The organism is Mycolicibacter arupensis (genome assembly GCF_002086515.1).
GTDB classification, from domain to species: Bacteria; Actinomycetota; Actinomycetes; order Mycobacteriales; family Mycobacteriaceae; genus Mycobacterium; species Mycobacterium arupense.
Genome location: NZ_MVHH01000002.1, coordinates 51044 through 75635, shown reverse-complemented (window position 1 = coordinate 75635; position 24592 = coordinate 51044). Strand labels below are relative to the sequence as shown.

Here is a 24592-nt window from a genome sequence, read left to right as displayed (position 1 = left end):
ACCAGGCCACCCGGCTCGATATCCGGCTGGTACCGGCGGCCCTGGCCGGCTGGCTTGTCACCGCGGCCGGCATCCAATGGCGAATCGGCGCGGCACTGGCCGTTCTGTGCGCCCTGCTGGGTGCCAGCGCCGTCGCGGTACGCCGGCACGGTGGGCGGATCGGGAGACCCCGCCTGCGCCTGGCCGGTGCCGTGGCTGCCGCGGCGTCGTTGACAGGAATGGGCTTCGGGTGGGCCGTCGCGCTGCGTACCGCGGCCGTTGACCAACACCCGATCAGCGCGGTGTTCGGCACTACGGTGTCGGTGACAGTCACTCCGACCGAGAGTCCGCTGGCGGCCGGGGCCCGGCGGGTGATGTTCCGCGCCACCCTGCGCCGTGTCGACGATGCCGCTGCCACCGGCCGGGTCGTGGTGTTCGCCTCCGGTTCGGATTTCGGTGAGGTGATGGTCGGTCAGTCGACGGCGTTTCGCGCCCGCGTCTCCCGCCCGGCCCGCCGTGACCTGACGGTGGCGGTGCTCACGGCAAGCGGGGCCGCGGTGCGCGGCCCGCCCGGAGCGGTGGCACGGGCAGCGCATCGGGTCCGGACCCGGTTCGCGGACGCCGCTGCGCGAGTACTACCCACCGAGCAGGCCCGGCTGCTGCCCGCCTTGGTGCTCGGCGATACCACGGCGATCACCGCCGCCACCGGGCGCGACTTTCGGGCCGCGGGGCTCACACACCTGATGGCGGTCTCCGGCGCCAACGTGACGATCGTCTGTGGCGCGGTGTTGTTCTCCGCGCGGCTGATCGGCCCACGCATGGCGGCAGTGTTGGCCGCTGGAACGCTGGTGGCATTCGTGATCGTCGTCCAGCCGACGGCCAGTGTGTTGCGGGCGGCGGTGATGGGCGCAGTCGCCCTGCTGGGCGTGCTCTCCGCGCGCAGTCGTCAGGCGGTGCCGAGCCTGGCTGCCAGTGTGCTGGTGCTGCTGGCGTTGGCCCCACACCTGGCCGTCGATGTCGGGTTCGCGCTGTCGGTGGTCGCCACCGCGGCACTGGTGCTGATCGCTCCGGTGTGGACAAGTCGGTTGGTGGCCCGCGGGTGGCCCCGGCCAATTGCCGCCGCGCTCTGCGTTGCCTGGGCCGCCAATCTGGTCACCGCGCCCCTGATCGCCGGCATCTCCGGCAGGCTCAGTCTGGTCAGCACTGCGGCCAACCTGGCGGTGGCGGCACTGGTCGCACCGATCACGGTGCTGGGCAGCGCCGCCGCGGTGCTGTGCGTGTGGTGGCCGACGGGTGCGGACCTGCTGATTCGCTTCACCGGACCCGAACTGTGGTGGGTGTGCCGCGTCGCGCAGTGGGCGGGGGCGGTTCCGGCCGCCACCGTTGCGGTGCCTGCGGGCGCGGCCGGAGTAGCCGGGGTCGGCGTCGGTGCCGTCCTCGTGGTGGTGAGTTGGCGATGGCCCTGGTGCCGCCGGGTGCTGGCGGGGCTGACGCTGTGCCTGCTGGCGTGGTCTGCCGCTGAGATGTTGACCGCGTGGGCGGGTGTCGGCGCACCGTGACACGATTGCCGGGTGGGCCAATCGGTTTCGCCGTTGCATCTGATCCTCGGGGATGAGGAACTGCTGGTCGAACGGGCCGTGGGCCAGGTGGTGGCCGCGGTGCGCGCGCAGGCCGGCAGCATCGACATTCCGGTGGACCGGCTGCGGGCCGGTGAGGTCGAGGCGGGAGAGCTCGCTGAGCTGCTCAGTCCGTCGCTGTTCGCCGACGAGCGGGTGGTGGTGCTTGAGGCGGCGGCGGAGGCGGGCAAGGACGCCGTCGCGCTGATCGCAGCCACCGCCGAGGACGTTCCGCTGGGCACGGTTCTGGTGGTGGTGCACTCCGGCGCGGGGCGGGCCAAGGCGCTGGCCGGACAATTGCGCGAACTCGGCGCGCAGGTACACGCCTGCGCCCGCATCACCAAAGCCTCGGAGCGCGCCGACTTCGTCCGGGCCGAGTTCCGCGGCCTCAAGGTCCGAGTCGATGACGCCTGCGTGACGGCGCTGCTGGACGCAGTGGGCTCAGACATCCGTGAGCTGGCGTCGGCGTGCTCGCAGCTGGTCGCCGACACCGGTGGGCACGTCGATGCCGTGGCGGTCCGCCGCTACCACAGCGGCAAAGCCGAGGTGAAAGGGTTTGACGTGGCCGATCGGGCCGTCGTCGGCGACGTCGCCGGTGCCACCGAGGCGCTGCGCTGGGCGATGATCCGCGGGGAACCGCATGTGGTGTTGGCCGACGCGCTGGCCGAGGCGGTACACACCATTGCCCGGGTGCGCGCCAAGTCCGGCGATCCCTACCGGTTGGCCGGTGAATTGGGGATGCCGCCCTGGCGGGTGCAGAAGGCACAGAAGCAGTGCCGATACTGGTCGCCGGAGTCCGTTGCCGCCGCGGTGCGGCTGGTGGCGGCCCTCAACGCCGACGTCAAGGGCGCCGCGGCCGATGCCGACTATGCATTGGAGGCCGCGGTCCGCGGGGTGGCCGAGCTGGCCGCCCACTGATCGGCGGCCAACACAAAAGCCCCTGTTCGCCGAGGCAATCAGGGGCCGGTGTGTGCGGATAACCCGCTGCGTCAGAGCTGGTTGAGCGCCTTCGCCAATGCCGACTTCTTGTTGGCGGCCTGGTTCTTGTGGATGACGCCCTTGGTGGCCGCCTTGTCCAGCTTCCGGCTGGTCGCGACCAGCAACTCGCCGGCCTTGTCCTTGTCGCCGGCTGCGGCGGCCTCGCGGAAGGCACGGATCGCGGTGCGCACCGCCGACTTCACCGACTGGTTGCGCAGCCGGGCCTGCTCGTTGGTCCGGTTGCGCTTCACCTGCGACTTGATGTTGGCCACGGAGTAATTCCTTCGCAAAAGCTTGAGTTGGGTTTGCCTCCCGACGCGGGAGCAACAGCTGTTCAGGGTAGCAGCAGGTCTGGCAACTCCCCAACTCGCCTCAGCGGCGGGCGGTCACCTCCACGCGATGCAAGTCATTGCCCAGCTCGATCGGGCCGTCGAACTCCGCTGCGGCCAGCGCCCGCCACTGCTCCTCCTGGCCGGGCACCAGGGCGGGCACGTAATGGGTCAGCACCAGGGTGCCCACGCCCGCCCGGCTGGCGGTTTCGGCAGCTTGAGCCACCGACGAGTGGTAGTCGCAGATGTCGCGGATCCGCTGTTGGGGCAGTGCCTCGATGAGGTCGTTGCGGATCACGGTGTGCACCAGGGCGTCGGCGCCGGCGGCCAGTTCATCGAGCCCAGCACAGGGCACGGTGTCGCCGGCCATCACCACCGAGGCGGTCCCGTCATCATCGGTGTGCTCGATCCGGAACCCGATGGTCGGCGTCACCGGACGGTGGTCGGTGGGGGCCACCGAGATCCGCACTCCACCGCGATCCCACACCTGGCCCTCGGTGTACTCCTGCACGTCGACCGGTGGTGGGGCGTTCAGATCGTCGTGATGGGCAATGCGGTAGCCGATGTCGCGGCTGAATACGCGCAGGGTCGCCTCCACGACCTCGGCCGTGCCGGGTGGTCCGATGATCGGCAGCGGGGGCGCGTCGGGGGTGAAGGTGGTGACCCATCGGGTGATCAGCAGGTCGCCCAGATCGGCAATGTGGTCGCTGTGCAGGTGCGTGAGCAGCAGCGCCGACAGGCCGCTGGCGCCGGCTCCCGCTGCCGCCAGACGTTGCAAGACCCCCCGTCCGCAGTCGACCAGCAATTGCTGGCCGCCGGCTCGGATCAGGGTCGACGGTCCGGCACGGTTCGGGTCGGGGATCGGGCTTCCGGTCCCCAGCAGGGTGATCTCGATGGTCATGACGTCACATATGCCACAGAAGTGGGTCCGATACCAGGCGATCGGCGGAGTTTTGTTTTCGGCGCCCCCTGTTCTGCCAAATGGCCTAGCCTGGTGTGAAGCAGATCACTGCGGCGGGAGGCTTCGATGCGGATCGCGGATGTATTGCGGAACAAGGGTGCGGCGGTGGTGACGATTCACCCCGATGCCACGGTCATGGAGTTACTCGCCGGCCTGGCGGAGCACAACATCGGAGCCATGGTGGTGATCGGAGGCGACGGGCTCGAAGGGCTGGCCTCCGAACGTGACGTGGTGCGCCAGCTGCACGTCCACGGCGCCAGCCTGCTGGCCCGGCCGGTCTCGGCGATCATGACCCGGCTCGTGGCGACCTGCAGCAAGACCGACTCCGCCGATGACGTCAGCATGCTGATGACCGAGCAGCGTGCCCGTCACATACCGGTGCTCGAGAACGGTCGACTGGCCGGGATCGTCAGCATCGGCGACGTCGTCAAGTCGCGGATGGAGGAGTTGCAGGCCGAGCACGCCGCGCTGCGTTCCTACATCAGCCAGGGCTAGTCAGCTCCACGAGTAATCGCAGCGCAGTCGGCCGGCGACCACCTCGAAGACCGGGCGGGCCAGGATCGCGCCCTCGCGACGAATCGATTCCTCGGGCACATCGAGAACCCGGTCGAGCCGCACCCAGCTGAGTCGTTGGGATTCGTCCCAGCTTCCGGCGCCGATGCCGACCCAGTTCGTATCCTCGGCATGCCGTTCTTGGCTGGACAGCATCAGGCCCAACAGGGTGTCGCGGTCGCGTCCGACCACCAACACCGGTCGGTCTTTGCCCTGGTCGGGTTCGTCCTCGTAGGCCACCCAGGTCCAGACGATCTCGCCGGGGTCGGCGCGGCCGTTGAGGTCAGGGGCGTAGCTGATCCGGCGTGCACGGTGCGCGGTGGGAACGCTGTTCTGGGTCACGGGGCGCCCCGCGGGGATCGATGCCGGCTCGGCCGAGGAGCCGTTGAGGATCTCCAGTCCCATCTTGATGCCCTGTTCGATGCCGCGCTGGATGCGCTGCTGCACCGCCGGCGCCTGCTCGAGTTGCCGGATGATCCGGGGGGCTTCGTTGAACACCAGGTTCTCGGCAAACCGTTGCACCGTCTCCCATGGGGTCTTCCGCGGGGAAGCCATGTCCGCAGCATAGGCGACGCGCGTGCGAGCCAGTCATCTATTGATATGTGCGCACCGGGAAAACGCCGAAAACTGTTCGAAAACTGATGTGGCGCTTGCATTGTCCCTAGAGGCAGATCGGCGTAACGTTGCCAGAACAGCTGTTCACATACGGGGGCATTGCTCATTCTTCACCGCCAGTGGAGCGAGGCCATGAATCAACGGGACAACATTCGAGGTCGGATCGCCGCCGGGGCCACAACCCTGGCCGTCCTTTCGGTCGTGGCCATGGGAGTGGTGGGTATCTCCGACCAGGCCGACCGTGCCGCCCAGCGCGACATCATCCTGGTCGGCGCGGCCGACTGGGCCCAGCAAGACCTCATCGACGTGCCGGTGGGCAGCGATCACGACCATTTCCTCAACGACGTCGCGTTGCAGCAGAGCGCCTACTCGTGGGCGCTTGAACCCCTGCCCAACGGTGGCTTCGGGCTGGCCGATGACGCACTGCTGTTCGACGGCAACGCCGACGTCCTCGACCAGGCATTGGTGCAGGCTCAGCTGGATCAGCTGCTGGGGGCGGGCCAGGGCGGTGATGCCGGCGGCGACGCCATACTCAGCGGCCAGCAACTCTTCGACGATCTCAGCGGCATCGCAATCCCACCGGGCCCTGTCCTGAGTGTCGACGTAACGAACCTGATCGATCCCGGCGCCTACGCAGGTATGGGCGGCTTCGGGGAAACCGTGTGGTCAGTGCCGGGTGACCTGATGCAGGCCGCCTGGGCTGATCTGTTCGGCATGTTCAGCCTCGCCGATGTGGCGCCGTAAGCGGGTGGCCGGCGCGTCGGTAAGTGAACCTTGCGTTTAATCACAGACTTCCGTTAGATTTAATGACGCTTGCAGCAACGCTGCTGGGGGGAATGTCCGGCGGTGGTTGGGGAACCGGCCGTCGGAAAGTGAATGTGAACGTCCTGGGGGGGATGGCTATGCGAAAGATAGACGCGCTGAGCGGCCTTGTCGTCGGTGTGGCACTCGCGGTGGCGCCGGTGGCGGTCGCCGACGGCGACTCGGCCGGTGCGGACTTCAGCTGGGTGCTGGAAGGTCAGATCCAGTCAATGAACTTCTTGTTCGAGTCGCAGGCCACCCTGGCCGGCGTCGCCGACAAGGTCATCGATGTCTCGGACGCCAACCCATTTCTCACCATCGCCCAAGAAGACGTCAACGCCGAGTTGGGCGCCATGCTCTACGGCATCAACTGGGAAGACGAGATTTCTGCGGAACCGGGCGCGTACAGCCTGTTCAACGGTGCGTTGACGCAGTTCATCGACAGCAACAACGTGCTGCTGTTCGCGATCCTCAACGGCGGCGACCAGATCGACTTCGAGGATGCCGCTGACTACTTGTTCGGATCGGATGCCGCGATAGCCGCCGGTCTGGCCGGCGACAGTGCCTGGGAAGACGCTGCTCTCTTCTTCCAGGCGGGCCTCGCCGACATCGGCGGTTACTTCGCGATCGACGTGTAATCGGCGCCCGGAAACGCAAACCCCTGGAGCAGAGCCTCCGGGGGTTTCGTTTTGACCCCACCGCCTCGCTACCCTGACTAGGCAGTACGCACACCACCGCACCCGTTCACCAGGAGATTCCCATCAGCAGTTTCGCCGACCAGACATTCACCGCGCCGGCGCAGATTCGGAACTTCTGCATCATCGCCCACATCGACCACGGCAAATCCACCTTGGCCGACCGGATGCTGCAGCTCACCGGCGTGGTCGACGACCGATCGATGCGGGCCCAGTACCTGGACCGGATGGACATCGAACGGGAACGCGGCATCACCATCAAGGCGCAGAACGTTCGGCTGCCCTGGACTGTCCAGGACCGCCCTGACACGGCCGCAGGTCAAGGTCCCGCGGCCGGCGACTACGTGCTGCACCTGATCGACACTCCCGGTCACGTCGACTTCACCTACGAGGTATCCCGAGCACTTGAGGCCTGCGAGGGCGCAATCCTGCTGGTCGATGCTGCGCAGGGCATCGAGGCGCAGACCCTGGCCAACCTGTACCTGGCGTTGGATCGCGAGCTGACCATCATCCCGGTGCTCAACAAGATCGACTTGCCCGCCGCCGACCCCGAGCGTTACGCCGCCGAGCTGGCCCACATCATCGGATGCGAGCCCGAAGACGTACTGAAGGTGTCCGGCAAGACCGGCGAGGGAGTGGCTGAACTGCTCGACGAAGTGGTCAGGCAGGTGCCGCCGCCCACCGGCGACGCCGACGGGCCGACCCGGGCCATGATTTTCGACTCCGTCTACGACATCTACCGCGGTGTGGTGACCTACGTCCGTGTCGTGGACGGCAGAATCACCCCGCGCGAGAAGATCGCGATGATGTCCACCGGCGCCACCCATGAGTTGCTCGAAGTCGGCATCGTCTCCCCGGAGCCCAAGCCCACCAAGGGCCTGGGCGTCGGCGAGGTGGGCTACCTCATCACCGGCGTGAAGGACGTGCGCCAGTCCAAGGTCGGCGACACCGTCACCACCGCCCGGGGCGGCGCCACCGAGGCGCTCACCGGATACCGGGAGCCCAAGCCGATGGTCTACTCCGGGCTGTACCCGGTAGACGGGTCCGATTACCCCAACTTGCGTGAGGCCTTGGACAAGCTACAGCTCAACGACGCCGCCCTGACCTACGAGCCGGAAACCTCGGTGGCCTTGGGCTTCGGATTCCGCTGTGGCTTCCTGGGATTGCTGCACATGGAGATCACCCGGGAACGGCTGGAACGCGAGTTCAACCTCGACCTGATCTCCACCTCGCCCAACGTCGTCTACCGAGTGACCGCCGAGGACGGTAGCGAGATCATCGTCACCAACCCGTCGGACTGGCCCGAGGGCAAGATCCGAACCGTCTACGAGCCCGTCGTCAAGACCACGGTTATCGCGCCGAGCGAGTTCGTCGGCACGATCATGGAGCTGTGCCAGTCGCGGCGCGGCGAGCTCGGTGGCATGGACTATCTCTCGCCGGAACGCGTCGAACTGCGCTACACGATGCCGCTGGGAGAGATCATCTTCGACTTCTTCGACTCCCTGAAGTCACGCACTCGGGGCTACGCCAGCCTGGACTACGAGGAGGCCGGCGAGCAGGAGGCCGACCTGGTCAAGGTGGACATCCTGCTGCAGGGCGAGGCCGTGGACGCGTTCAGCGCGATCGTGCACAAGGACTCGGCATCGGCTTACGGCAACAAGATGACCACCAAGCTCAAGGAACTGATCCCGCGTCAGCAGTTCGAAGTCCCGGTGCAGGCGGCGATCGGCTCGAGAATCATTGCCCGCGAGAACATCCGGGCCATCCGTAAGGATGTCTTGTCCAAGTGCTACGGCGGTGACATCACCCGTAAGCGCAAGCTGCTGGAAAAGCAGAAAGAGGGCAAGAAGCGGATGAAGACCATCGGTCGGGTCGACGTCCCGCAGGAGGCGTTCGTCGCGGCACTGTCCACCGACAGCGGGGGCTCTGCCGGGGATAAGGCCAAGAAGTAGTGGCCGCCCGGGCAGGCGCAGTCGCGGCGGGCGTGGCGGCGATCTCGTTGCTCACCGGTGGCTGCACCACGGTGGTCGCTGGGACCGTGCGTCCCGCACCGGGATTGGCGCCAACGCCGGTGGAGGGAATGGCGGTTCGGCAGGTTCTGCTCGACGACTCCGAGTTGTCGAAGTTGACTGGTCAGCCGTTCCACAGCGACCCCTCGCTTCCGCCGCGGTACGGCGGGCTGGACGACCTGCCCGACGCCTGGGAGTCCGCGGATCCGCCGGACTGTGTGGGCGCAGCGGTGGGCGGCCAGCGCAGCGTGTACAGCGCTGCCAGTGTGCGCGACGTCGCCCACGAGTTCTGGGACAGCGCCAGCGACGAGGACTCATCGCTGACCGGGGTCGCCGAGGCGGTGATCGCGCTGGCCAGCGCCTCAGACGCCGACGCGCTGTTCGAGAAGTTCGCCGATCAGTGGAAAAGTTGCGACGGGGTGGTGGTGACCCGAGACGGCGGCACGGACAGCGAGGCCAGCGGTGAGATCACCGATGTCTCCGATCAGGACTCGGTGCTCGTGGCCACCGTGCGGACCAGTGTCGACGACGATGCCGGGCTGCGCGTCTCGCGAGCGCTCGCGACGAGAGTGAACTGCGTCGTCGACGTCGACGTGTTCTGGTTCGTCGACGAGGACGACGACCCCAGCGCCCCGCCGGAGGGCGAGACCGCCGCCGCAGACCTGGCGCGGGCGATGCTGGACAAGGTCCGCAACCTCAGCGGCTGACGCTACATCGGCGCGTTCGCGGGCTGGAAACCTCCGGTGGAGTCGGCCTCCTCCTCGGCGCGGATCACGTGGACGACGGCGTTGATCAGCGCCAGATGCGTGAAGGCCTGCGGGAAGTTGCCCAGGTGCCGTCCGGTACGGGGCTCGATCTCCTCGGCGTACAGGTGCAGCGGGCTGGCAAACGACAGCAGCCGCTCGCACAGGTGCTTGGCGCGACTGACCTCGCCGATCTCCACCAGGGCCGAGACCAGCCAGAACGAACAGATGGTGAAGGTGCCCTCGGCGCCGGACAGGCCGTCGTCGGTCTCTTCGGTCCGATAGCGCAGCACCAGGCCGTCTTCGGTGAGTTCTTCGGCGATCGCCATCACGGTGGCGCGCACCCGCGGATCGTCGGCCGGCAGGAACCGGGTAAGCACCACCAGTAGCAACGATGCGTCCAGCGCCGTGCTGCCGTAGGTCTGAGTCAGCACACCTCGGGAATCGACCCCGTTGGCCAGCACGTCGGCCTTGATCTCTTCGGCGATAGCCCGCCACTGCTTGGCGTAGGAGACCGCGCCCTGCAGCTCGGCCAGCTTCGACCCGCGGTCCAAGGCCACCCAGCACATCACCTTCGACGAGGTGAAGTGCTGCGGTTCTCCCCGTACCTCCCAGATGCCCCGGTCGGGCTCGCGCCAGTGCTTCATCGCCTCTTCCACCTGGCGCTTGAGCACTGGCCACAGCGTCTCGGGTATCTGCTCACGCGACTTGGCGTGCAGGTAAACCGAGTCGAGCATGGTGCCCCAGATGTCATGCTGCTGCTGGTTATAGGCACCATTGCCGATACGCACCGGACGTGCGTTGTCGTAACCGGACAGGTGATCCAGCTCCTGCTCGACCAATTCGTGCTCGCCCCCGACGCCGTACATCACTTGCAGGGGGTGCTGCTGGCCGTTGTTGACCCCGGATACATCGGCGATGAAGGAGAAGAAGTCGTCAGCCTCACGGTCCAGGCCCAAGGTGTACAGGCCCCAGAGCGTGAACGCTGAGTCGCGCACCCAGCTGTAGCGGTAGTCCCAATTTCGTTCGCCCTGAGGGGTTTCCGGTAGCGAGGTAGTGGGTGCGGCCAGCAGCGCTCCGGTCGGCGAGTACGTCAGGCCCTTGAGCGTCAGCGCGCTGCGCTGCAGATAGGACCGCCACGGGTGATCGGGGAAGTTGCCGATGTTGATCCATTGCCGCCAGCATTCGGTGGTGTTCCACATCTTGTCGGCTGCTTCTGCATAGCTTTGCGGCGCAGGGTGTTTCGACCAGCTCAATGCCACGAAGACATCGTCGCCCTCGGTCAGCCGGGTGCGGGCGCGCGCCTCGCGGCCCTCCAGCCCCAGCCGAAGATTCGTCGTCAGGCGCAGGGTCGGGTGGGCGTCGGGGTTCTGCCGGGCCCGCGCGATCGCCTCGCCGTAGGCGTTCGACGAGTACTCCCAGGTGGCGCTGGTGCGGTGATAGTCGAACGCCGGCTCGCAGCTCATGGTCAGTTCGACGGTGCCGCTGACGCAGCGCACGGTGCGCAGCAAGATGTGCTCGGCATCCCAGTCTGTCGGCGTGCGCCGGTGGGTCTGGGACCGCGCGTCGATGTCGTGCCACTTGCCCATCACCAGCGCATCGCGCACGATCATCCAGCCCGTGTGCGTCTGCCAGGTGGTCTCCATGATCGGGCTGCCGGGCAGGTAACGCCGCGCCGCGGGCACCGACACGCCATAAGGGCCCAGCCGAAAATGTCCGGCGCTGCGATCCAGCAGGGCGCCGAACACGCTGGGAGAATCCGGGCGGGGGAGGCACATCCACTCCACCGACCCGGCCGCCGAGATCAGGCAGGTGTTCTCGCAATCGGACAGAAAGGCATAGTCGGCGATTGGCGGGAAGGGATTGCGGACCTGACTCTGCGTCGCGGCATAGGGCACCGGTGCGGTCGCCGAAAGCGGGGGTACCGACGTCGCCGCGTTGCCGCCGCCCGTGGCGGGCTTGGTGAATTCCGGGGCACTCGTGGCGGGTGCATCGCCCGGCGGGGTGTGCAGGTCCATGCGGCAATCATCTCTGGCGGGCCTGCCGCACGTCTACCCGGAACGGCTGCTCGTAACATCACTCGCTCGAAATCACCGTTGTGTTAATGACGGCGATCCGCTTCGCCCGGCTTCGCCGCGCTTGCGATCGCCGCTGTGTTGATGGCGGCGATCCGCTTCGCCCGGCTTCGCCGCGCTTGCGATCGCCGTTGTGTTAATGACGGCGATCCGCTTCGCCCGGCTTCGCCGCGCTTGCGATCGCCGCTAAAGTAGGCGGGATGGTGGGCTTCCTGAGCTGGTGGGACGGCGTGGAGCTGTGGCTGTCCGGCCTCGGCTTCGTGGTGCAGACCGCAGTGGTGATGCCGGTGGTGTTGGTGCTCGCCTATGCCCTGGCCCTGGTGGTGGACACGGCGTTGGGGGAGGGAATCCGGCTGCAGGAGCGGGTTCGCCATGGTGGCGACGGCGGCGACCGCTGATGCCGCGTTCGCAGGTCACCCTGGTGCTGGTCAGCCTGATCCTGTTGGTGATCGTCACGTGGTTATTGACCCGCTGAGGCACCCAGCTGCGTTAGGTCGCGGCGTCGTCTGCCTCTGTTATGCTTCCCCGCATGTTCGCAGCGTCCGGTGACCGGCAGCGCCCCGTGGTGGCGCTTCCGATGCTTGCCGTGGTGACTTCCGCTGTGGCCGACCTGCACTGTTGTCGCTGATACCGCACCCGTCGGCGTACCGGTGTCGTCTTAGTTGACGCACGTTCTGGACAAATCGAACGCCTTTCGCGATCCGACGGACAAGCATTCTTGCCGACGTCGATACGGATTCGCCCGGAAAGGTCATCAATGCCCACTACCATCGCGCGCAGTATCGCGCTGGCACTGGCTGCCGCCCTGGCAGCCACCACGCTCGCCGGGTGCGGCGGCGGACCCAGTGATGTCGTTGGAGGCGGCGAGCGTTCGGACGCGCACACCACCCTGACGCTGGTGGCCTACGCGGTTCCCGAGCCCGGCTGGAGCAAGGTGATCCCGGCCTTCTACAACACCGAGGCCGGAGCCGACGTCCAGGTCGTCACCTCCTACGGCGCATCGGGTGATCAGTCCCGCGGGGTCGCCAGCGGCAAGCCCGCAGACATCGTCAATTTCTCGGTGGAACCCGACGTCACCCGGCTGGTCAAGGCCGGCAAGGTCGCCGAGGACTGGAACGCCGGCGTAACCCGGGGCATCCCGTTCGGTTCGGTCGTGACCCTGGTCGTGCGGCAGGGCAATCCCAAGCACATCAGCGGCTGGGACGACCTGTTGCGGCCCGGAGTTGAGGTGATCAGCCCCAGTCCACTGAGCTCGGGATCGGCCAAATGGAATCTGCTGGCCCCGTACGCCGTCAAGAGCGAGGGCGGCAAGAACCCGCAGGCCGGGCTGGACTTCATCGAGAAGCTGGTCGGTGACCACTTCAAGCTGCGTCCGGGCTCGGGCCGCGAGGCCACCGATGTGTTCCTTCAGGGCAGTGGTGATGTGCTGATCAGCTACGAGAACGAGGCGATCGCTATCGAGCGCAAGGGCAAGCCGGTGGAGCACATCAACCCATCGCAGACTTTCAAGATTGAAAACCCCTTGGCCGTGGTGAGCTCCAGCCGGCACCTCGACACCGTCACCGCGTTCAAGAATTTTCAGTACACCGCCGCGGCGCAGCGGTTGTGGGCCGAAGCCGGTTTCCGCCCTGCCGACCCCAGCATTGCCGACGAATTCCGCAACTCGTTCCCCGATCCCGATAAACTGTGGACCATCGCCGACCTTGGTGGGTGGGAGATCGTCGACAGCGCTTTGTTCGACAAATCGACCGGCTCCATCACTCAGATCTATACCCGGGTCACCGGATGAGCGCGGACGTGGTCACCGAGGCGACGCGACCCGACGGCGAGGGTGTTACGCATTCGAGGTTCCGGCGGGAAGGCGTGTCCCTGCGGGTGGGTGCCGCCACCGTGTGGCTGTCACTGATCGTGCTGGCGCCGTTGGCCGCGATCGCCTGGCAGGCGGGCGGCGGCGGATGGCGTGCCTTCCAGTTGGCGGTCACCTCGCACGCTGCCGTGCAGTCCTTCCGCGTGACCCTGACGATCGCGGCGGGGGTCACCCTCCTCAACCTGGTATTCGGCCTGCTGATCGCGTGGGTGCTGGTGCGTGACGACTTCTTCGGCAAGCGCTTCCTCGACGTGATCATCGATCTGCCGTTCGCGCTGCCCACCATCGTCGCGAGTCTGGTGATGCTCGCGCTGTACGGACCCGCCAGCCCGGTGCATCTGCATCTGCAGCACACCGCCGTCGGCGTCGGCCTGGCGCTGGCATTCGTGACGCTGCCCTTCGTGGTGCGTTCCGTGCAACCGGTGCTGCTGGAGATCGACCGAGAGGTCGAGGAGGCCGCCGCGTCGCTGGGCGCCTCGGGACTGACCATCTTCCGTGCCGTGGTGCTGCCGGCCCTGACCCCGGCCCTGTTGACCGGTGCGGGGCTGGCGTTCTCCCGGGCGATCGGGGAGTTCGGCTCGGTGGTGTTGATCGGCGGAGCGGTTCCCGGCAAGACCGAGGTGTCCTCGCAGTGGATTCGCACGCTGATCGAGAACGACGACCGCACCGGTGCGGCAGCGATTTCGTTGGTACTGCTCGGGGTGTCCTTCCTGGTGCTGCTCGCGTTGCGGGTGCTGGGGTCGCGGGTGAGCAAGCGGCAGGAGAGGTCCTGATATGACGCCCACACGGAAAGTCCGCTATCTGTTGCGCTTTCTGGCGGTGGCCTACATCGGCCTGCTGTTGGTGGTTCCGGTGTCGTTGATCCTGTGGCGCAGTTTTGCACCTGGCCTCGGACAGTTCTACGACTACATCTCCACTCCGGCGGCCATCTCGGCGCTGCAGTTGTCACTGTTGGTGGTGGCGATCGTGGTGCCGTTGAACGTCATCTTCGGGATACCGACAGCGTTGGTGTTGGCACGCAACAAATTCCGGGGGAAGGGCGTGCTGCAGGCGATCATCGACCTGCCCTTCGCGGTGTCTCCGGTGATCGTCGGCGTGGCGTTGGTGGTGTTGTGGGGATCGGCGGGACTGCTGGGCTTCGTCGAGAACGACTGGGGATTCAAGATCATCTTCGGCCTGCCCGGCATCGTGCTGGCCAGCATCTTCGTGACGCTGCCGTTCGTGATCCGGGAAGTCGAACCGGTGCTGCACGAACTGGGCACCGACATGGAAGAGGCGTCGGCCACGCTGGGTTCGAGTTGGTGGCAGACGTTCTGGCGGATCACGTTGCCCTCGATCCGGTGGGGGTTGACCTACGGGATCGTGTTGACGGTGGCCCGGACCCTGGGCGAGTACGGCGCGGTGCTGATCGTGTCGTCGAACCTTCCCGGAAAGTCCCAGACGCTGACATTGCTGGTGTCCGACCGTTACAACCGCGGCGCCGAGTACGGCGCCTACGCCTTGTCCACACTGCTGATGGCGGTGTCGGTGCTGGTGTTGATCGTTCAGGTGGTGCTCGACGTGCGGCGGGCCGGAAAGGGAGACAAATGAGCAACGCAATCACGGTGAGTGGTGCGAACAAGCGCTACGGTGACTTCGTCGCGCTGGACAACGTCGACTTCGCGGTTCCGTCCGGCTCGCTCACCGCGCTGCTCGGCCCCAGCGGCTCGGGTAAGTCCACTCTGCTGCGTGCCATCGCCGGCCTGGATCACCCAGACAGCGGAACGGTCACCATCAACGGCGTGGACGTCACCGGCATCCCGCCGCAGCGGCGCGGCATCGGCTTCGTCTTCCAGCACTATGCAGCGTTCAAGCACATGACGGTGCGCGACAACGTCGCCTTCGGGCTCAAGATCCGCAAGCGCCCCAAGGCTGAGGTCAAAGAGAAGGTCGACAATCTGCTGGAGGTCGTGGGGCTCAGCGGTTTTCAGAATCGCTACCCCAACCAGCTCTCCGGCGGTCAGCGTCAGCGCATGGCGTTGGCGCGGGCGCTTGCGGTGGACCCGCAGGTGCTGCTGCTCGACGAGCCGTTCGGGGCGCTCGATGCCAAGGTCCGCGAGGATCTGCGGGCCTGGTTGCGTCGCCTGCATGACGAGGTGCACGTCACCACGGTTCTGGTCACCCACGACCAGGCCGAGGCTTTGGACGTCGCCGACCGGATCGCGGTGTTGAACCAGGGGCGCATCGAGCAGCTCGGCACCCCGACCGAGGTCTACGACGCCCCCGCGAACGCCTTCGTCATGTCGTTTTTGGGCGCGGTGTCCGCGCTCAACGGAGCCCTGGTCCGCCCGCACGACATCCGGGTGGGCCGCACCCCCGACATGGCGGTGGCCGCCGCCGACAGCGCGGACGCTTCCGCGGTCGTGCGCGCGGTCGTCGATCGGGTGGTGACGCTCGGCTTCGAGGTGCGGGTGGAGCTGACCAACGCCGCCACCGGAGTGCCGTTCACGGCGCAGATCACCCGGGGCGACGCCGAAGCGCTCGCGCTGGCTGAGGGGGACACCGTCTATGTCCGGGCCACCCGGGTGCCCCCGCTCAGCGACGAAGCGCCACTGAAGGCGTCCGCCGGCACGGGTTAGTAAATGTCCCGCAGATAGCGGTGACTTCTCACGAGCTGGTTGACGTAGGTGTGCGCGTCGGCGCTGCTCATGTTTCCGGAGTCGGCCACGATGGCATGCAGAGTCGCGTCGACATCCTTGGCCATGCGCTCGGCATCACCGCAGACGTACAGGTGCGCGCCGTCTTCAAGCCAACGGTAGATTTCGGCCGAGTTCTCCCGCATACGTTGCTGGACATACCGATTCGGTGCATCAGCGCCTCCGTCTCGGGAGAACGCCAGGTCGAGCCGGGAGAGTGTCCCTGAGCGGTGATGTTCTTCGAACTCGTCCTGGTAGAGGTAGTCGCCGGCGCGGTGTCGGCTTCCGAAGAACAGCCACGAACGCCCGGCCGCGCCGACGGCACGGCGCTCCTGCAGGAATGCGCGGAAGGGCGCCACGCCTGTGCCCGGCCCCACCATGATGATCGGCACATCGGGAGCGGGCAGCCGGAAGGAATGGTTGGGGCGCAGGTGAACCCGCATCGTCTCGGCGCGATCGGCCAGGAACGTGGTGGCCACGCCGCCATAGCGGCGGTCGGCCAGGGCATACCGCACGGTCGCCACGGTCAGGTGCAGACGATCGGGGCTCATCAGGGGACTCGATGCGATCGAGTAGTCGCGAGGCTGCAAAGGACGCAAGGTGTCGATCACCTCATCCACCTTCAGTGCGCCCAGCCGGATCAGGTCGAGCACGTCGCGGCCATAGAGCCACGAATCCCGGGCCGCGGGGACAGCGCCGGCGAGGGCGGCCGCGGCGTGTGCATCCCCGGTGCGGACCGCGGTCAGTTCCCGAAGCGCCCGCGATGGTGTGCGTATCTCGAGCTCATGGGTGAGCAGCTCGCCCAATGATGCGTCGTGACCGGGCACAGTGTGTCCGGGGCCGACGCCGAACTCGGCCAACAGGGCGCCGACGAGGTCGGGGTCGTTGGTCGGATGCACGGCCACGCTGTCGCCCGCGGTGTAGGTGATACCGGTACCGGTGAGGTCCAGCTCGTAGTGCCGGACCTCCTTGTCGCTTCCGGGAGCGGTGAGCAGGCGATTGACCGTCACGCGAACCTCGATGGGGTTGTCCCGATCGGGGACGGGCGGTGCGGCCGGACCGGGGGAGTCCAGCTGGTGGCTCGCCACGGCGACGCCGACCGTGGGATGGGTGTGCTCGGCCGCCAGCTGCTTGACGACGTCGGCCGTCCATGCCGCTGCCGGCTTGACGTAGGAGCCGTCGATGTCGAGGCGCTCGGCCAGCCGGGTGGCGCCCAGCTGCTCAAGGCGTTCGTCGAGCAGGCGGCCGGCGTTGCAGAACAGTTCATAGCCGGTGTCGCCGAGCGCGAGCACGGCAAACCCGAGGTGCTCTAGCCGCTCGGCGGACTCTGCGCTCAGTGCCTCCCAGAACAGCGCGGCGTTGTCCGGAAATTCGCCGTCGCCCCAGGTGGAGGTGACGACAATGAGGTGCGTGGCCGACCGCAGGTCATCGCTGTCGACCTGGTTGAGTTCCACCGCCTCGGCGGCCCGGCCGGTGGCCTCGGCGAAGGCCTCGGCGAACGACATCGCGGCATCTTCAGCATTGCCCATGTCGCTGCCGTAGCCGACGATCATCGAGAATTCGGGCCCGGTGTTCACGGCTTGTCCCCGGCGGGGCTGGACGCCGTGACGGGCCGCCGAGCGGACTTCGGGCGAAAAGGCGGGGTCACCGTCCCCCGGACCGGTAGGCCGAAGCCGACCATCGCGTCGAGGATGGCCTGACTTCGCCGGAAGTTGGTGGCCTCGGCGTTGTCGGTGCGGCGTGGCAGCTGAGCTGCCGCCACCACCACGGTGGAGCCCAGCAGCTGCCACATCGCCGTGACCGACATCGCGCCCTCGCACGCCTCATGAAGCCAGACGAACAACGGTGCCAAACTCCGGTGGCATCGGTGGGCCGCCCAGGTGGTCAGGGCCGACTCGTTCGGCAACACGACCACGGTCTCGGCACGGCCGATTCCGTCCTTGGCGCGGATCCACGGGTCACCGGGCAGGGCGCGCAACGTCGGGTCCACCACGGCCACCCAGTCGATGTCGTTCTCGGCGTCGAAGTGCACCCAGAGGTTCTCCAGGCCGGTGTCCCAGGCGCGCCCCTCCAGGAGCACCAGCGGAAGGAGGCGCCCCAAGACCTCGTGGATGAGGCTCGCCGCCAGCACATTTGCCGCCGCCCGGGGGTCGGTTTTCGCGGCGGTCTCGTAGAACCGGACCCGTAGCCGGTCCAGGGTGAAGACCGAGTCCAACGGGAACCATCGGCGCTTGTTGACGTCCGCCAGCACCGCCACGCCGTAGGTGTGGGGGCAATGCGGGTGAAGCTGGCGAAGCCTGGTACAAGATTCGTGCAACGCCGCACGCCGTCGAATGACCATTCTCGCGATCAGGGGGTCCTCGCCCGTCGACACCACCAAGCTCCTAACGTAGGTTAGGCTAACCATACTCAGAGTGGCGACGAGAGAAGAGGGCTGTGACGGGTCTCACGGGGCGGCAGGAGCGGGCGGGCGGTGGCCCGTCAGGCGGCAGCCGGTGCCGCCAGGGCGCTTTCGGCGTGGTCCAGCGCCGTCGCGGCCACCAGGCGGTGGGCGCCCAGCGGCTCGGCCATCGGGATGCCGGCGTGAGAGGCGTACGCGGCGATTCGATCGGTGATCCTGCCGTGGGCCAGGAACCACGGGGCGATCATGAGTTTGGTGGCTCCCCGCGCCCGCAGGCGGTCGACGGCTTCGGGAACCGAAGGGTGCAGGTCCTGGGTGGCAAAGGCGACTTCCACGCCCGCCCATCGCGTTCCGCGAGCCAGCGGCGCTGCGATCGTGGCGGTCTGTGCATTGGCGGCCGCACGCGACGAGCCCACCGCCACCACCACCACGCCCAGCTCCGGATCGAAGCGGGAGGCGCCCGCGCTGGTCAGTCGCTCACCGAGAACCCGCACCAGTCGGCTGTCCTCGCCCAGTGTCGGAGCCACCCGCACGTCAACTCCGGCCTCCGCGATCATCGCCGGGATGTCGATGCGGGCGTGGTAGGCGCTGGCCAGCAGCAGCGGGACCACCACGGTGTCGCTGTCGCGACCGTGCGGAACAGTGCTCAAGACATCCCGCAGGTTGGGAGTGCTGTTCTCGCAAAACGCCACGCGCACAGCGTATTCGGGCGCGACGCGGCGCAGGTGGCCGGCGATCGCCCGAGTATTGGCTGCTGACCGTGGATCCCGGCTGCCGTGTGCGGTCAGCACCAGCGTGCTGGTCACGAGGCGTGCAGTCCGCATTCGGTCTTGGCCAGCCCGGCCCAGCGGCCACTGCGCGGATCGGAGCCGGCCGCGGGTTTGACCGTGCAGGGCGCGCAGCCGATCGACGGATAGCCCTCGTCGATCAGCGGGTTCACCAGGACGTTGTTGGCGACGATGTAGGCGTCCATCTCCTCGTCGGTCCAGGCCGCCAAGGGGTTGATCTTCACCAGCCCGAACTGCTCGTCGAAGCTGATCAGCGGTGCGTTGGCGCGCGTCGGCGCCTCCACGCGACGCAATCCGGTCACCCATGCCGAGTAACCGCCCAGGGTGCGAGCCAGCGGCTCGACTTTGCGCAGCCGGCAGCACAGGGCCGGATTGGAGCCGAACAGGTTCTTGCCGTGGGCGGCGTCCTGCTCCGCGACGGTCTGCTCCGGGGTGACGTTGACCAACTCGATGTCGTACATGGCTTCGACGGCATCGCGGGTGCCGATGGTCTCGGCGAAGTGGTAGCCGGTGTCCAGGAACAGCACCGGCACCCCCGCGCGGACCTTGGACGCCACGTCCACCAACACCGCGTCGGCCATATTGGAGGCCACCACGAAGTTGCAGGCCGTCGATGAGTCGCCGCCGAACTGCGCGTTCGTCCACTCGAGCAGCTCGGTGGCACTGGCGCCGTCGAGTTCAGCCGCCCCCTTGGCGGCCAGTTCTCGCAACTCCGCCTCGGTGTGCGCCCTCATCGCAGATCGTCTTCTTCGGCACGCACCGCCCACTGTGCGAAACGTTCACCAGCGTTGCGCTGCGCGATGAAGTTGCGGATCACCCGGTCGATGTAGTCGCCGAGTTCATCGCTGTAGACCTTGTGCTGGCGCAGCTTGCGGCCGAATCCGCTGTCGGCGCCCAGGCTGCCGCCGAGGTGCACCTGGAAGCCGGGGACCGAGTTGCCCTCGCCGTCGTCGATCATCTGGCCCTTGAACCCGATGTCGGCCACCTGAATCCGGGCGCACGAGTTCGGGCACCCGTTGATGTTCACCGTGACCGGCACGTCCAGCAGCGCATTGAGATCGGCCAGGCGGCTCTCCAGTTCCGGAACCAGGCTCTGCGCCCGTACGCGGGTCTCGACGAACGACAGCTTGCAGAATTCCAGTCCGGTGCAGGCCATCAGGTTGCGGCGCCACTGCGACGGGTTTGCCGGCAGGCCCAGCGCGTCCAGCCCGGCCAGCAGTCCGTCGAGCTTCTCGTCGGACACGTCGAGGATGATCAACTTCTGGTGGGTGGTGAATCGCGCGCGGTCGGTGCCGGCCTGTTCCATCAGCTCGGCGACTTTGACCAGCGTCTGGCCGCTGACGCGTCCGGAGATCGGGGCCACGCCCACCGCGTTGAGGCCGTTGCGGGTGCGCTGGACGCCGACATGATCGATCGGAGCGGTGGGCTTCTCCGGCGCCGGGCCATCGATCAGCGGCCGCTTGAGGTACTCGGTTTCGAGAACCTCCCGGAACTTCTCCGGCCCCCAGTCCTTCACCAGGAACTTCAGCCGGGCCTTGGAACGCAGTCGACGGTAGCCGTAGTCGCGGTACAAGCTGGTGACGGCTTCCCAGACATCCGGTACCTCAGCCAGCGGAACCCAGGCGCCGAGCCGCTGCGCCAGCATCGGGTTGGTCGACAGGCCGCCACCGACCCACAGGTCCAGGCCGGGGCCGTGCTCGGGGTGGTTGACCCCGATGAAGGAGATGTCGTTCACCTCGTGGGCGACATCCTGCAGGCCCGAGACGGCGGTCTTGAACTTGCGGGGAAGGTTGGCGAACTCCGGGTTTCCGATGTAGCGCCGGATGATCTCGTCGAGCGCCGACGTGGGGTCGAGCACCTCCTCGAGCGACTCGCCGGCCAGCGGGGAACCCAGCATGGCGCGGGGGCAGTCGCCGCAGGCCTCGATGGTCTGCAGGCCCACAGCGGCCAGCCGATCCCAGATCTCGGGGACCTTCTCGATCTCGATCCAGTGGTACTGCACGTTCTGGCGGTCGGAGATGTCGGCGGTGTTGCGGGCGAAGTCGACGGAGATCTGACCCAGCGTCCGCATGGCGGCGGCCGACAGCGCTTTGCCGTCGCAGCGCACCCGCATCATGAAGTACTTGGCCTCCAGCAGGTCGGCGTTCTCGTCGCCGGTGAAGGTGCCGTCATAGCCCTGCTCGCGCTGGGTGTAGAGGCCCATCCAGCGGAACCGCCCGCGCAGGTCGTCCTTGCTGATGGAGTCGAAACCCTGCTTGGAGTACACGTCGAGGATCCGGGCCTGCACATTCAGCGCCGGGTCTTCCTGCTTGAACTGCTCGTTGTGGTTAACCGGCTCGGTCTCGCCAAGCGCCCACTGGGCCTCGCTGCGCTTGGGCCTGCTCGGCGGGGCGGTCGGAGTGGCGGTCATCGATTCTCCTTCGAAACAAGGAGCTGGCGTGGTGGAACGCGATCCACCGGCAACTGTCTCCGGCGGCGCAGATCCGGCGGCCAGCTGGAAAGTTCAGGTGGGCGGTTCTACGACATCAAGGCAGACAGCGACAGCTGCATACACGCTTGAGATCGATATGCCGCCGTGCCACCAAGGCAACCCCGGATGCGGTGCAGTAGGCGGCGGTCACAGTGGCGATTATGCCATGGATACCGAAAATCTTCCTTACCGGCGCAAAGTTGTGATCAGCGTGAGCAAAACTCATCTCGGGCACGACGTCGACGAGGTCGGGCCGGGGGAACGGATCGGAACGGGACGGGGGCGGCGGTGCCCGAGAACCGGGCCGCCGTAGACCGACTGTCGATCGGAAGGCGGGTGGGACAGGTGAGTGTCGACTTCGGATGGGAACCGGCGTGGGATCCGGTGCCGGTGGCAGACCCGCCGCCGCGAACGAGCGGCCTCGCTCAGCTGCGGCGCCGGCTGGCCGTCGCGACGTTGGTCGCCACGGTGGGCTGCGGGGCATGGCTGGCGGTGCAGCACTACCAGACCCACCTCGCGGGTGCACAGGCGTTGGAGGCTGCCGAGGCCTACGTGTTGCGGCTCAGCGATATCGATGCCGATCACGTCGATCGCAGCTTCGCCGATATCGCAGAGGGGTCGACCGGTGAACTCGCGGCGCGGCACACCCGCGCCGGGGTGCGGTTGCGTCAGGAGCTCATCGACAACAAGGTGATGGCCCGCGGCAACGTCGCCGAGGCAGTGCTCAAGTCCGCCGACCGCAACCATGCCGTCGTGGTGTTGTTGGTGGACCAGGCGGTGCGCAACTCCGACAACCCCGAACCGGTGATCGATCACAGCCGGATCCGGATGACGATGGACAGGATCGACGGCCACTGGCTGGCCAGCAAGGTGGAACTCGTATGAGGAAGTTCACAGTGCTGGCGACCGGCGCGCTACTGGTCGGCGCGGCTGAATGGTCCGGCGCGGCCCACGCCGACCCCATCGATTGGGAGGCGATCGCCGTCTGCGAGTCCGGTGCGAACTGGGCGGCCGATTCTGGGGACGGCGGCTATGGGGGATTGGGGATCAGCGCCACGGATTGGGAAGCCAACGGCGGGGTCGGTCTGCCCTCGCAGGCCTCCCCGCAGCAGCAGATCGCCGTCGCCAAACGCATCATGGCGAACCGGGGGCCTGGGGCCTGGCCGGGATGCGCGTCGAGGGCTGGTGCGGCCGGGACCGCGCCGGTGGGTTCGCTGACGCACTATCTGAGCGCCTTGGAGCAGGCCGCGCTGCGCGCCGGCGCACCCTCGGACTAGGTGCCCGGCGCTCCGGCGAGGCCGGCGCGATCGTGGGATGATCAGGCCCCATGACACCGACCCCGACTGCCGTAGCGCTGCCCGAGCCGGCGCAGGACCGGCGTGGCCACGACGGCCCCTTCGGGGTGTATGTCCACGTGCCGTTCTGTTTCACCCGCTGCGGCTACTGCGACTTCAACACCTACACCCCGGCGGAGCTGGGAGGTGCGAACCCGGATGCGTGGGTGGCGGCGCTGGCCACGGAGCTGGAGTTGGCCGCGGCACGCGTGGGCGGCAGGCACGTCGACACCGTGTTCGTGGGCGGCGGTACGCCGTCTCTGCTGGGTGCGCAGCGTCTGGCGCGCGTGCTGGGGCATGTTCGCGAGCACTTCGAGTTGGCCGATGGTGCCGAGGTGACCACGGAGGCCAATCCGGAGTCGACGTCGCCGGCGTTCTTCGAGGCGATCCGTGCCGCCGGGTACACCCGGGTGTCGCTGGGCATGCAGTCGGTCTCGCCGTTCGTGCTGGGCACCCTGGACCGCATTCATTCACCCGGCCGGCCGGTGGCGGCCGCCCGCGAGGCGCGCGCCGCCGGCTTCGAGCATCTCAATATCGACCTGATCTACGGCACCCCGGGAGAGACCGACGATGATCTGCTGCGTTCGGTGGACGCCGCCCTGGAGGCGGGCGTCGATCACGTCTCCGCGTACAGCCTGATCGTCGAGGAGGGCACCGCGCTGGCCCGCCGGGTGCGCAGCGGCGAACTGCCCGCACCCGAGCCCGATGTGGCCGCGCATCGCTACGAGCTGGTCGACGCGCGGCTTCGGGCGGCGGGCATGGAGTGGTACGAGGTGTCCAACTGGAGCCGTCCCGGGGCGGCCTGTCGGCACAACCTGGGCTACTGGGGAGGCGGGCAGTGGTGGGGCGCAGGCCCGGGCGCGCACAGCTTCGACGGGACACTGCGCTGGTGGAACGTCAAGCACCCCAACACTTATGCGCAACTGCTGGATCAGCGTGCCTTGCCGGTGGCGGGCTTTGAGGAGCTTTCGGCCACCGACCGGCACACCGAAGAGGTGATGCTGGCGCTGCGGATGCGCGACGGGCTGGCGCTGACGGTGCTGGACGCCGACGAGCGTGAGCGGGCCGCGGTCGCGGTCAGCGATGGTCTGCTGGAGAACGACGGTCAGCGGTTGGTGCTGACCGACCGCGGCCGGCTGCTGGCCGACGCGGTGGTGCGTTCCCTGCTGGGCTAGCTGTGGTGGGTCCGGCCGATCAGCCGCTGAACCACCCGCGGTTGCTGTCCCAGCTGCCGCAGATGCCGTTGAAGCAGCCGTGGCCAAAACCGCCCTGGCCCGGGATGAAACCGCCGCAGCCCTGCCATCCGGCGTCATGGCCGCAGCCGCTTCCCCCGCCGTTTCCGTCGGGGCCGCCGGAGCCGTGCGGTTGAGCAACCACAGCGTGGCCCGGCGTGCCGGCTGATCCGGTGGAGAGCATCACGCCAGTCGGGGCGAGCGTGATCGCCGCGGCGGCCGTCGCCACAAACATCGATCCCACGAACTTGCGAATACTTAGCATTCCTCCATATTCCGCGCGGATCGGGCCGTTTGCCAACCGATGTGTGAGGACCGATACCGAATCGTGAACGCCGGTAAGGCATTACTTCACCTCTCGGCAGTGGCCGGCGCCACTGGCCCGGCCACCGGTTTGAGGCTGGCAACGCCGCTGCGCATGCGGCATGGGAAGTGTTCGCGGTAAGCGCTTCACTACCGGTAGAGCGTTGCC

The 24592-nt window shown here is 67.5% G+C and carries 27 protein-coding genes; 16 read left to right on the top strand and 11 right to left on the bottom strand.

All coding sequences use genetic code 11. The features are described from left to right. The first annotated feature begins 20 nt into the window (after positions 1-20). Both BST15_RS01820 and holA read left to right on the top strand, forming a co-directional pair. Complete coding sequence (locus BST15_RS01820; RefSeq protein ID WP_046187675.1) at positions 21-1538, top strand: ComEC/Rec2 family competence protein; 1518 nt, start codon at positions 21-23, stop codon at positions 1536-1538. 12 nt (positions 1539-1550) lie between these two features. Next, positions 1551-2513 (top strand): DNA polymerase III subunit delta, encoded by a 963-nt coding sequence (gene holA / locus BST15_RS01815; protein ID WP_046187595.1) that lies wholly within the window; start codon positions 1551-1553, stop codon positions 2511-2513. A gap of 71 nt (positions 2514-2584) precedes the next feature. Here the strand turns inward: holA and rpsT are convergent, their stop codons facing one another. Next, a complete protein-coding gene (gene rpsT, locus BST15_RS01810) occupies positions 2585-2845 on the bottom strand; it encodes a 30S ribosomal protein S20 (RefSeq protein WP_046187594.1) in 261 nt (86 codons plus the stop codon). Between the two features lie 100 nt (positions 2846-2945). Further along, positions 2946-3803 (bottom strand): ribonuclease Z, encoded by an 858-nt coding sequence (locus BST15_RS01805; RefSeq protein WP_046187593.1) that lies wholly within the window; start codon positions 3801-3803, stop codon positions 2946-2948. Between the two features lie 126 nt (positions 3804-3929). Between BST15_RS01805 and BST15_RS01800 the strand changes: the two genes are divergently transcribed. Continuing rightward, complete coding sequence (locus tag BST15_RS01800; protein WP_046187592.1) at positions 3930-4358, top strand: CBS domain-containing protein; 429 nt, start codon at positions 3930-3932, stop codon at positions 4356-4358. Here BST15_RS01800 and BST15_RS01795 read toward each other — a convergent pair whose 3' ends face one another. Further along, complete coding sequence (locus BST15_RS01795) at positions 4359-4970, bottom strand: type II toxin-antitoxin system PemK/MazF family toxin (RefSeq protein WP_046187591.1); 612 nt, start codon at positions 4968-4970, stop codon at positions 4359-4361. Between the two features lie 192 nt (positions 4971-5162). On the opposite strand from BST15_RS01795, the gene BST15_RS01790 reads away from it, so the two are divergent. The 4 genes from BST15_RS01790 (at position 5163) to BST15_RS01775 (ending at position 9242) form a co-directional block, all read left to right on the top strand. Continuing rightward, positions 5163-5774 (top strand): hypothetical protein, encoded by a 612-nt coding sequence (locus tag BST15_RS01790; protein WP_046187590.1) that lies wholly within the window; start codon positions 5163-5165, stop codon positions 5772-5774. Between the two features lie 158 nt (positions 5775-5932). Further along, positions 5933-6469, top strand: a complete 537-nt coding sequence (locus tag BST15_RS01785; protein WP_234708164.1) for a hypothetical protein — start codon at positions 5933-5935, stop codon at positions 6467-6469. 116 nt (positions 6470-6585) lie between these two features. Beyond that, positions 6586-8478 (top strand): translation elongation factor 4, encoded by a 1893-nt coding sequence (gene lepA / locus BST15_RS01780; protein ID WP_082103897.1) that lies wholly within the window; start codon positions 6586-6588, stop codon positions 8476-8478. Continuing rightward, the gene (locus tag BST15_RS01775; RefSeq protein WP_046187587.1) at positions 8478-9242 is read left to right on the top strand and encodes a sensor domain-containing protein; all 765 of its coding nucleotides are present in this window, start codon (positions 8478-8480) and stop codon (positions 9240-9242) included. Before lepA ends, BST15_RS01775 begins: the two co-directional genes overlap by 1 nt. Positions 9243-9244: 2 nt before the next feature. On the opposite strand, the gene BST15_RS01770 is transcribed toward BST15_RS01775, so the two are convergent. Then, complete coding sequence (locus tag BST15_RS01770) at positions 9245-11296, bottom strand: glycoside hydrolase family 15 protein (RefSeq protein WP_046187586.1); 2052 nt, start codon at positions 11294-11296, stop codon at positions 9245-9247. Between the two features lie 257 nt (positions 11297-11553). Here BST15_RS01770 and BST15_RS01765 point away from each other — a divergent pair, with 257 nt between their 5' ends. The 6 genes from BST15_RS01765 (at position 11554) to BST15_RS01745 (ending at position 15838) form a co-directional block, all read left to right on the top strand. After that, entirely contained in the window at positions 11554-11751 is a 198-nt protein-coding gene (locus BST15_RS01765) for a hypothetical protein (protein WP_046187585.1), read from the top strand. 119 nt (positions 11752-11870) lie between these two features. Then, entirely contained in the window at positions 11871-11981 is a 111-nt protein-coding gene (locus BST15_RS23215) for an Ms4533A family Cys-rich leader peptide (RefSeq protein ID WP_370759862.1), read from the top strand. A gap of 129 nt (positions 11982-12110) precedes the next feature. Further along, positions 12111-13142, top strand: coding sequence for an extracellular solute-binding protein (locus tag BST15_RS01760; protein ID WP_046187584.1), 1032 nt, complete (start codon positions 12111-12113; stop codon positions 13140-13142). After that, on the top strand, positions 13139-13993 hold the full coding sequence (cysT, locus tag BST15_RS01755) for a sulfate ABC transporter permease subunit CysT (protein ID WP_046187583.1): 855 nt from the start codon (positions 13139-13141) through the stop codon (positions 13991-13993). The genes BST15_RS01760 and cysT overlap by 4 nt, the downstream gene beginning before the upstream one ends. 1 nt (position 13994) lies before the next feature. Then, on the top strand, positions 13995-14810 hold the full coding sequence (gene cysW / locus BST15_RS01750; protein ID WP_046187582.1) for a sulfate ABC transporter permease subunit CysW: 816 nt from the start codon (positions 13995-13997) through the stop codon (positions 14808-14810). Further along, positions 14807-15838 (top strand): sulfate/molybdate ABC transporter ATP-binding protein, encoded by a 1032-nt coding sequence (locus tag BST15_RS01745; RefSeq protein WP_046187581.1) that lies wholly within the window; start codon positions 14807-14809, stop codon positions 15836-15838. The genes cysW and BST15_RS01745 overlap by 4 nt, the downstream gene beginning before the upstream one ends. Here BST15_RS01745 and BST15_RS01740 read toward each other — a convergent pair. From BST15_RS01740 to BST15_RS23210, 6 genes are all read right to left on the bottom strand, one after another. After that, a complete protein-coding gene (locus BST15_RS01740) occupies positions 15835-17448 on the bottom strand; it encodes a diflavin oxidoreductase (protein WP_046187674.1) in 1614 nt (537 codons plus the stop codon). The genes BST15_RS01745 and BST15_RS01740 overlap by 4 nt on opposite strands. Before the next feature lie 20 nt (positions 17449-17468). Beyond that, on the bottom strand, positions 17469-18302 hold the full coding sequence (locus BST15_RS01735; protein ID WP_046187580.1) for a hypothetical protein: 834 nt from the start codon (positions 18300-18302) through the stop codon (positions 17469-17471). 74 nt (positions 18303-18376) lie between these two features. Further along, entirely contained in the window at positions 18377-19120 is a 744-nt protein-coding gene (locus BST15_RS01730) for a sirohydrochlorin chelatase (RefSeq protein WP_046187579.1), read from the bottom strand. Next, the gene (locus tag BST15_RS01725) at positions 19099-19818 is read right to left on the bottom strand and encodes a phosphoadenylyl-sulfate reductase (RefSeq protein ID WP_046187578.1); all 720 of its coding nucleotides are present in this window, start codon (positions 19816-19818) and stop codon (positions 19099-19101) included. The genes BST15_RS01730 and BST15_RS01725 overlap by 22 nt, the downstream gene beginning before the upstream one ends. Then, positions 19815-21494, bottom strand: coding sequence for a nitrite/sulfite reductase (locus BST15_RS01720; RefSeq protein WP_046187577.1), 1680 nt, complete (start codon positions 21492-21494; stop codon positions 19815-19817). The genes BST15_RS01725 and BST15_RS01720 overlap by 4 nt, the downstream gene beginning before the upstream one ends. A gap of 115 nt (positions 21495-21609) precedes the next feature. Then, positions 21610-21780 (bottom strand): Ms4527A family Cys-rich leader peptide, encoded by a 171-nt coding sequence (locus BST15_RS23210; RefSeq protein WP_369127100.1) that lies wholly within the window; start codon positions 21778-21780, stop codon positions 21610-21612. A 62-nt stretch (positions 21781-21842) separates the two neighbouring features. Between BST15_RS23210 and BST15_RS01715 the strand changes: the two genes are divergently transcribed. From BST15_RS01715 to hemW, 3 genes are read left to right on the top strand one after another with little or no spacing between them, the layout of a single operon-like run. Beyond that, the gene (locus BST15_RS01715; RefSeq protein ID WP_234708163.1) at positions 21843-22439 is read left to right on the top strand and encodes a hypothetical protein; all 597 of its coding nucleotides are present in this window, start codon (positions 21843-21845) and stop codon (positions 22437-22439) included. Further along, positions 22436-22831 carry a transglycosylase family protein gene (locus tag BST15_RS01710; protein ID WP_046187576.1) on the top strand — a complete coding sequence of 132 codons (396 nt, stop codon included), beginning with the start codon at positions 22436-22438 and terminating at the stop codon, positions 22829-22831. Before BST15_RS01715 ends, BST15_RS01710 begins: the two co-directional genes overlap by 4 nt. A gap of 50 nt (positions 22832-22881) precedes the next feature. Then, positions 22882-24063, top strand: coding sequence for a radical SAM family heme chaperone HemW (hemW, locus tag BST15_RS01705; RefSeq protein WP_046187575.1), 1182 nt, complete (start codon positions 22882-22884; stop codon positions 24061-24063). Between the two features lie 19 nt (positions 24064-24082). On the opposite strand, the gene BST15_RS01700 is transcribed toward hemW, so the two are convergent. After that, positions 24083-24385 carry a hypothetical protein gene (locus BST15_RS01700; protein ID WP_046187574.1) on the bottom strand — a complete coding sequence of 101 codons (303 nt, stop codon included), beginning with the start codon at positions 24383-24385 and terminating at the stop codon, positions 24083-24085. Positions 24386-24592 lie beyond the last annotated feature (207 nt).

Coding starts and splice junctions, on each gene's coding strand:
- BST15_RS01805 (WP_046187593.1), bottom strand. CDS start 3,803: ATGACCATCGAGATCACCCTGCTGGGGACCGGAAGCCCGATCCCCGAC.
- BST15_RS01800 (WP_046187592.1), top strand. CDS start 3,930: ATGCGGATCGCGGATGTATTGCGGAACAAGGGTGCGGCGGTGGTGACG.
- BST15_RS01795 (WP_046187591.1), bottom strand. CDS start 4,970: ATGGCTTCCCCGCGGAAGACCCCATGGGAGACGGTGCAACGGTTTGCC.
- BST15_RS01790 (WP_046187590.1), top strand. CDS start 5,163: ATGAATCAACGGGACAACATTCGAGGTCGGATCGCCGCCGGGGCCACA.
- BST15_RS01785 (WP_234708164.1), top strand. CDS start 5,933: ATGCGAAAGATAGACGCGCTGAGCGGCCTTGTCGTCGGTGTGGCACTC.
- BST15_RS01770 (WP_046187586.1), bottom strand. CDS start 11,296: ATGGACCTGCACACCCCGCCGGGCGATGCACCCGCCACGAGTGCCCCG.
- BST15_RS01765 (WP_046187585.1), top strand. CDS start 11,554: ATGGTGGGCTTCCTGAGCTGGTGGGACGGCGTGGAGCTGTGGCTGTCC.
- BST15_RS23215 (WP_370759862.1), top strand. CDS start 11,871: ATGCTTCCCCGCATGTTCGCAGCGTCCGGTGACCGGCAGCGCCCCGTG.
- BST15_RS01760 (WP_046187584.1), top strand. CDS start 12,111: ATGCCCACTACCATCGCGCGCAGTATCGCGCTGGCACTGGCTGCCGCC.
- cysT (WP_046187583.1), top strand. CDS start 13,139: ATGAGCGCGGACGTGGTCACCGAGGCGACGCGACCCGACGGCGAGGGT.
- cysW (WP_046187582.1), top strand. CDS start 13,995: ATGACGCCCACACGGAAAGTCCGCTATCTGTTGCGCTTTCTGGCGGTG.
- BST15_RS01745 (WP_046187581.1), top strand. CDS start 14,807: ATGAGCAACGCAATCACGGTGAGTGGTGCGAACAAGCGCTACGGTGAC.
- BST15_RS01740 (WP_046187674.1), bottom strand. CDS start 17,448: ATGATCGTCGGCTACGGCAGCGACATGGGCAATGCTGAAGATGCCGCG.
- BST15_RS01735 (WP_046187580.1), bottom strand. CDS start 18,302: ATGGTTAGCCTAACCTACGTTAGGAGCTTGGTGGTGTCGACGGGCGAG.
- BST15_RS01730 (WP_046187579.1), bottom strand. CDS start 19,120: ATGCGGACTGCACGCCTCGTGACCAGCACGCTGGTGCTGACCGCACAC.
- BST15_RS01725 (WP_046187578.1), bottom strand. CDS start 19,818: ATGAGGGCGCACACCGAGGCGGAGTTGCGAGAACTGGCCGCCAAGGGG.
- BST15_RS01720 (WP_046187577.1), bottom strand. CDS start 21,494: ATGACCGCCACTCCGACCGCCCCGCCGAGCAGGCCCAAGCGCAGCGAG.
- BST15_RS23210 (WP_369127100.1), bottom strand. CDS start 21,780: ATGAGTTTTGCTCACGCTGATCACAACTTTGCGCCGGTAAGGAAGATT.
- BST15_RS01710 (WP_046187576.1), top strand. CDS start 22,436: ATGAGGAAGTTCACAGTGCTGGCGACCGGCGCGCTACTGGTCGGCGCG.
- hemW (WP_046187575.1), top strand. CDS start 22,882: ATGACACCGACCCCGACTGCCGTAGCGCTGCCCGAGCCGGCGCAGGAC.
- BST15_RS01700 (WP_046187574.1), bottom strand. CDS start 24,385: ATGCTAAGTATTCGCAAGTTCGTGGGATCGATGTTTGTGGCGACGGCC.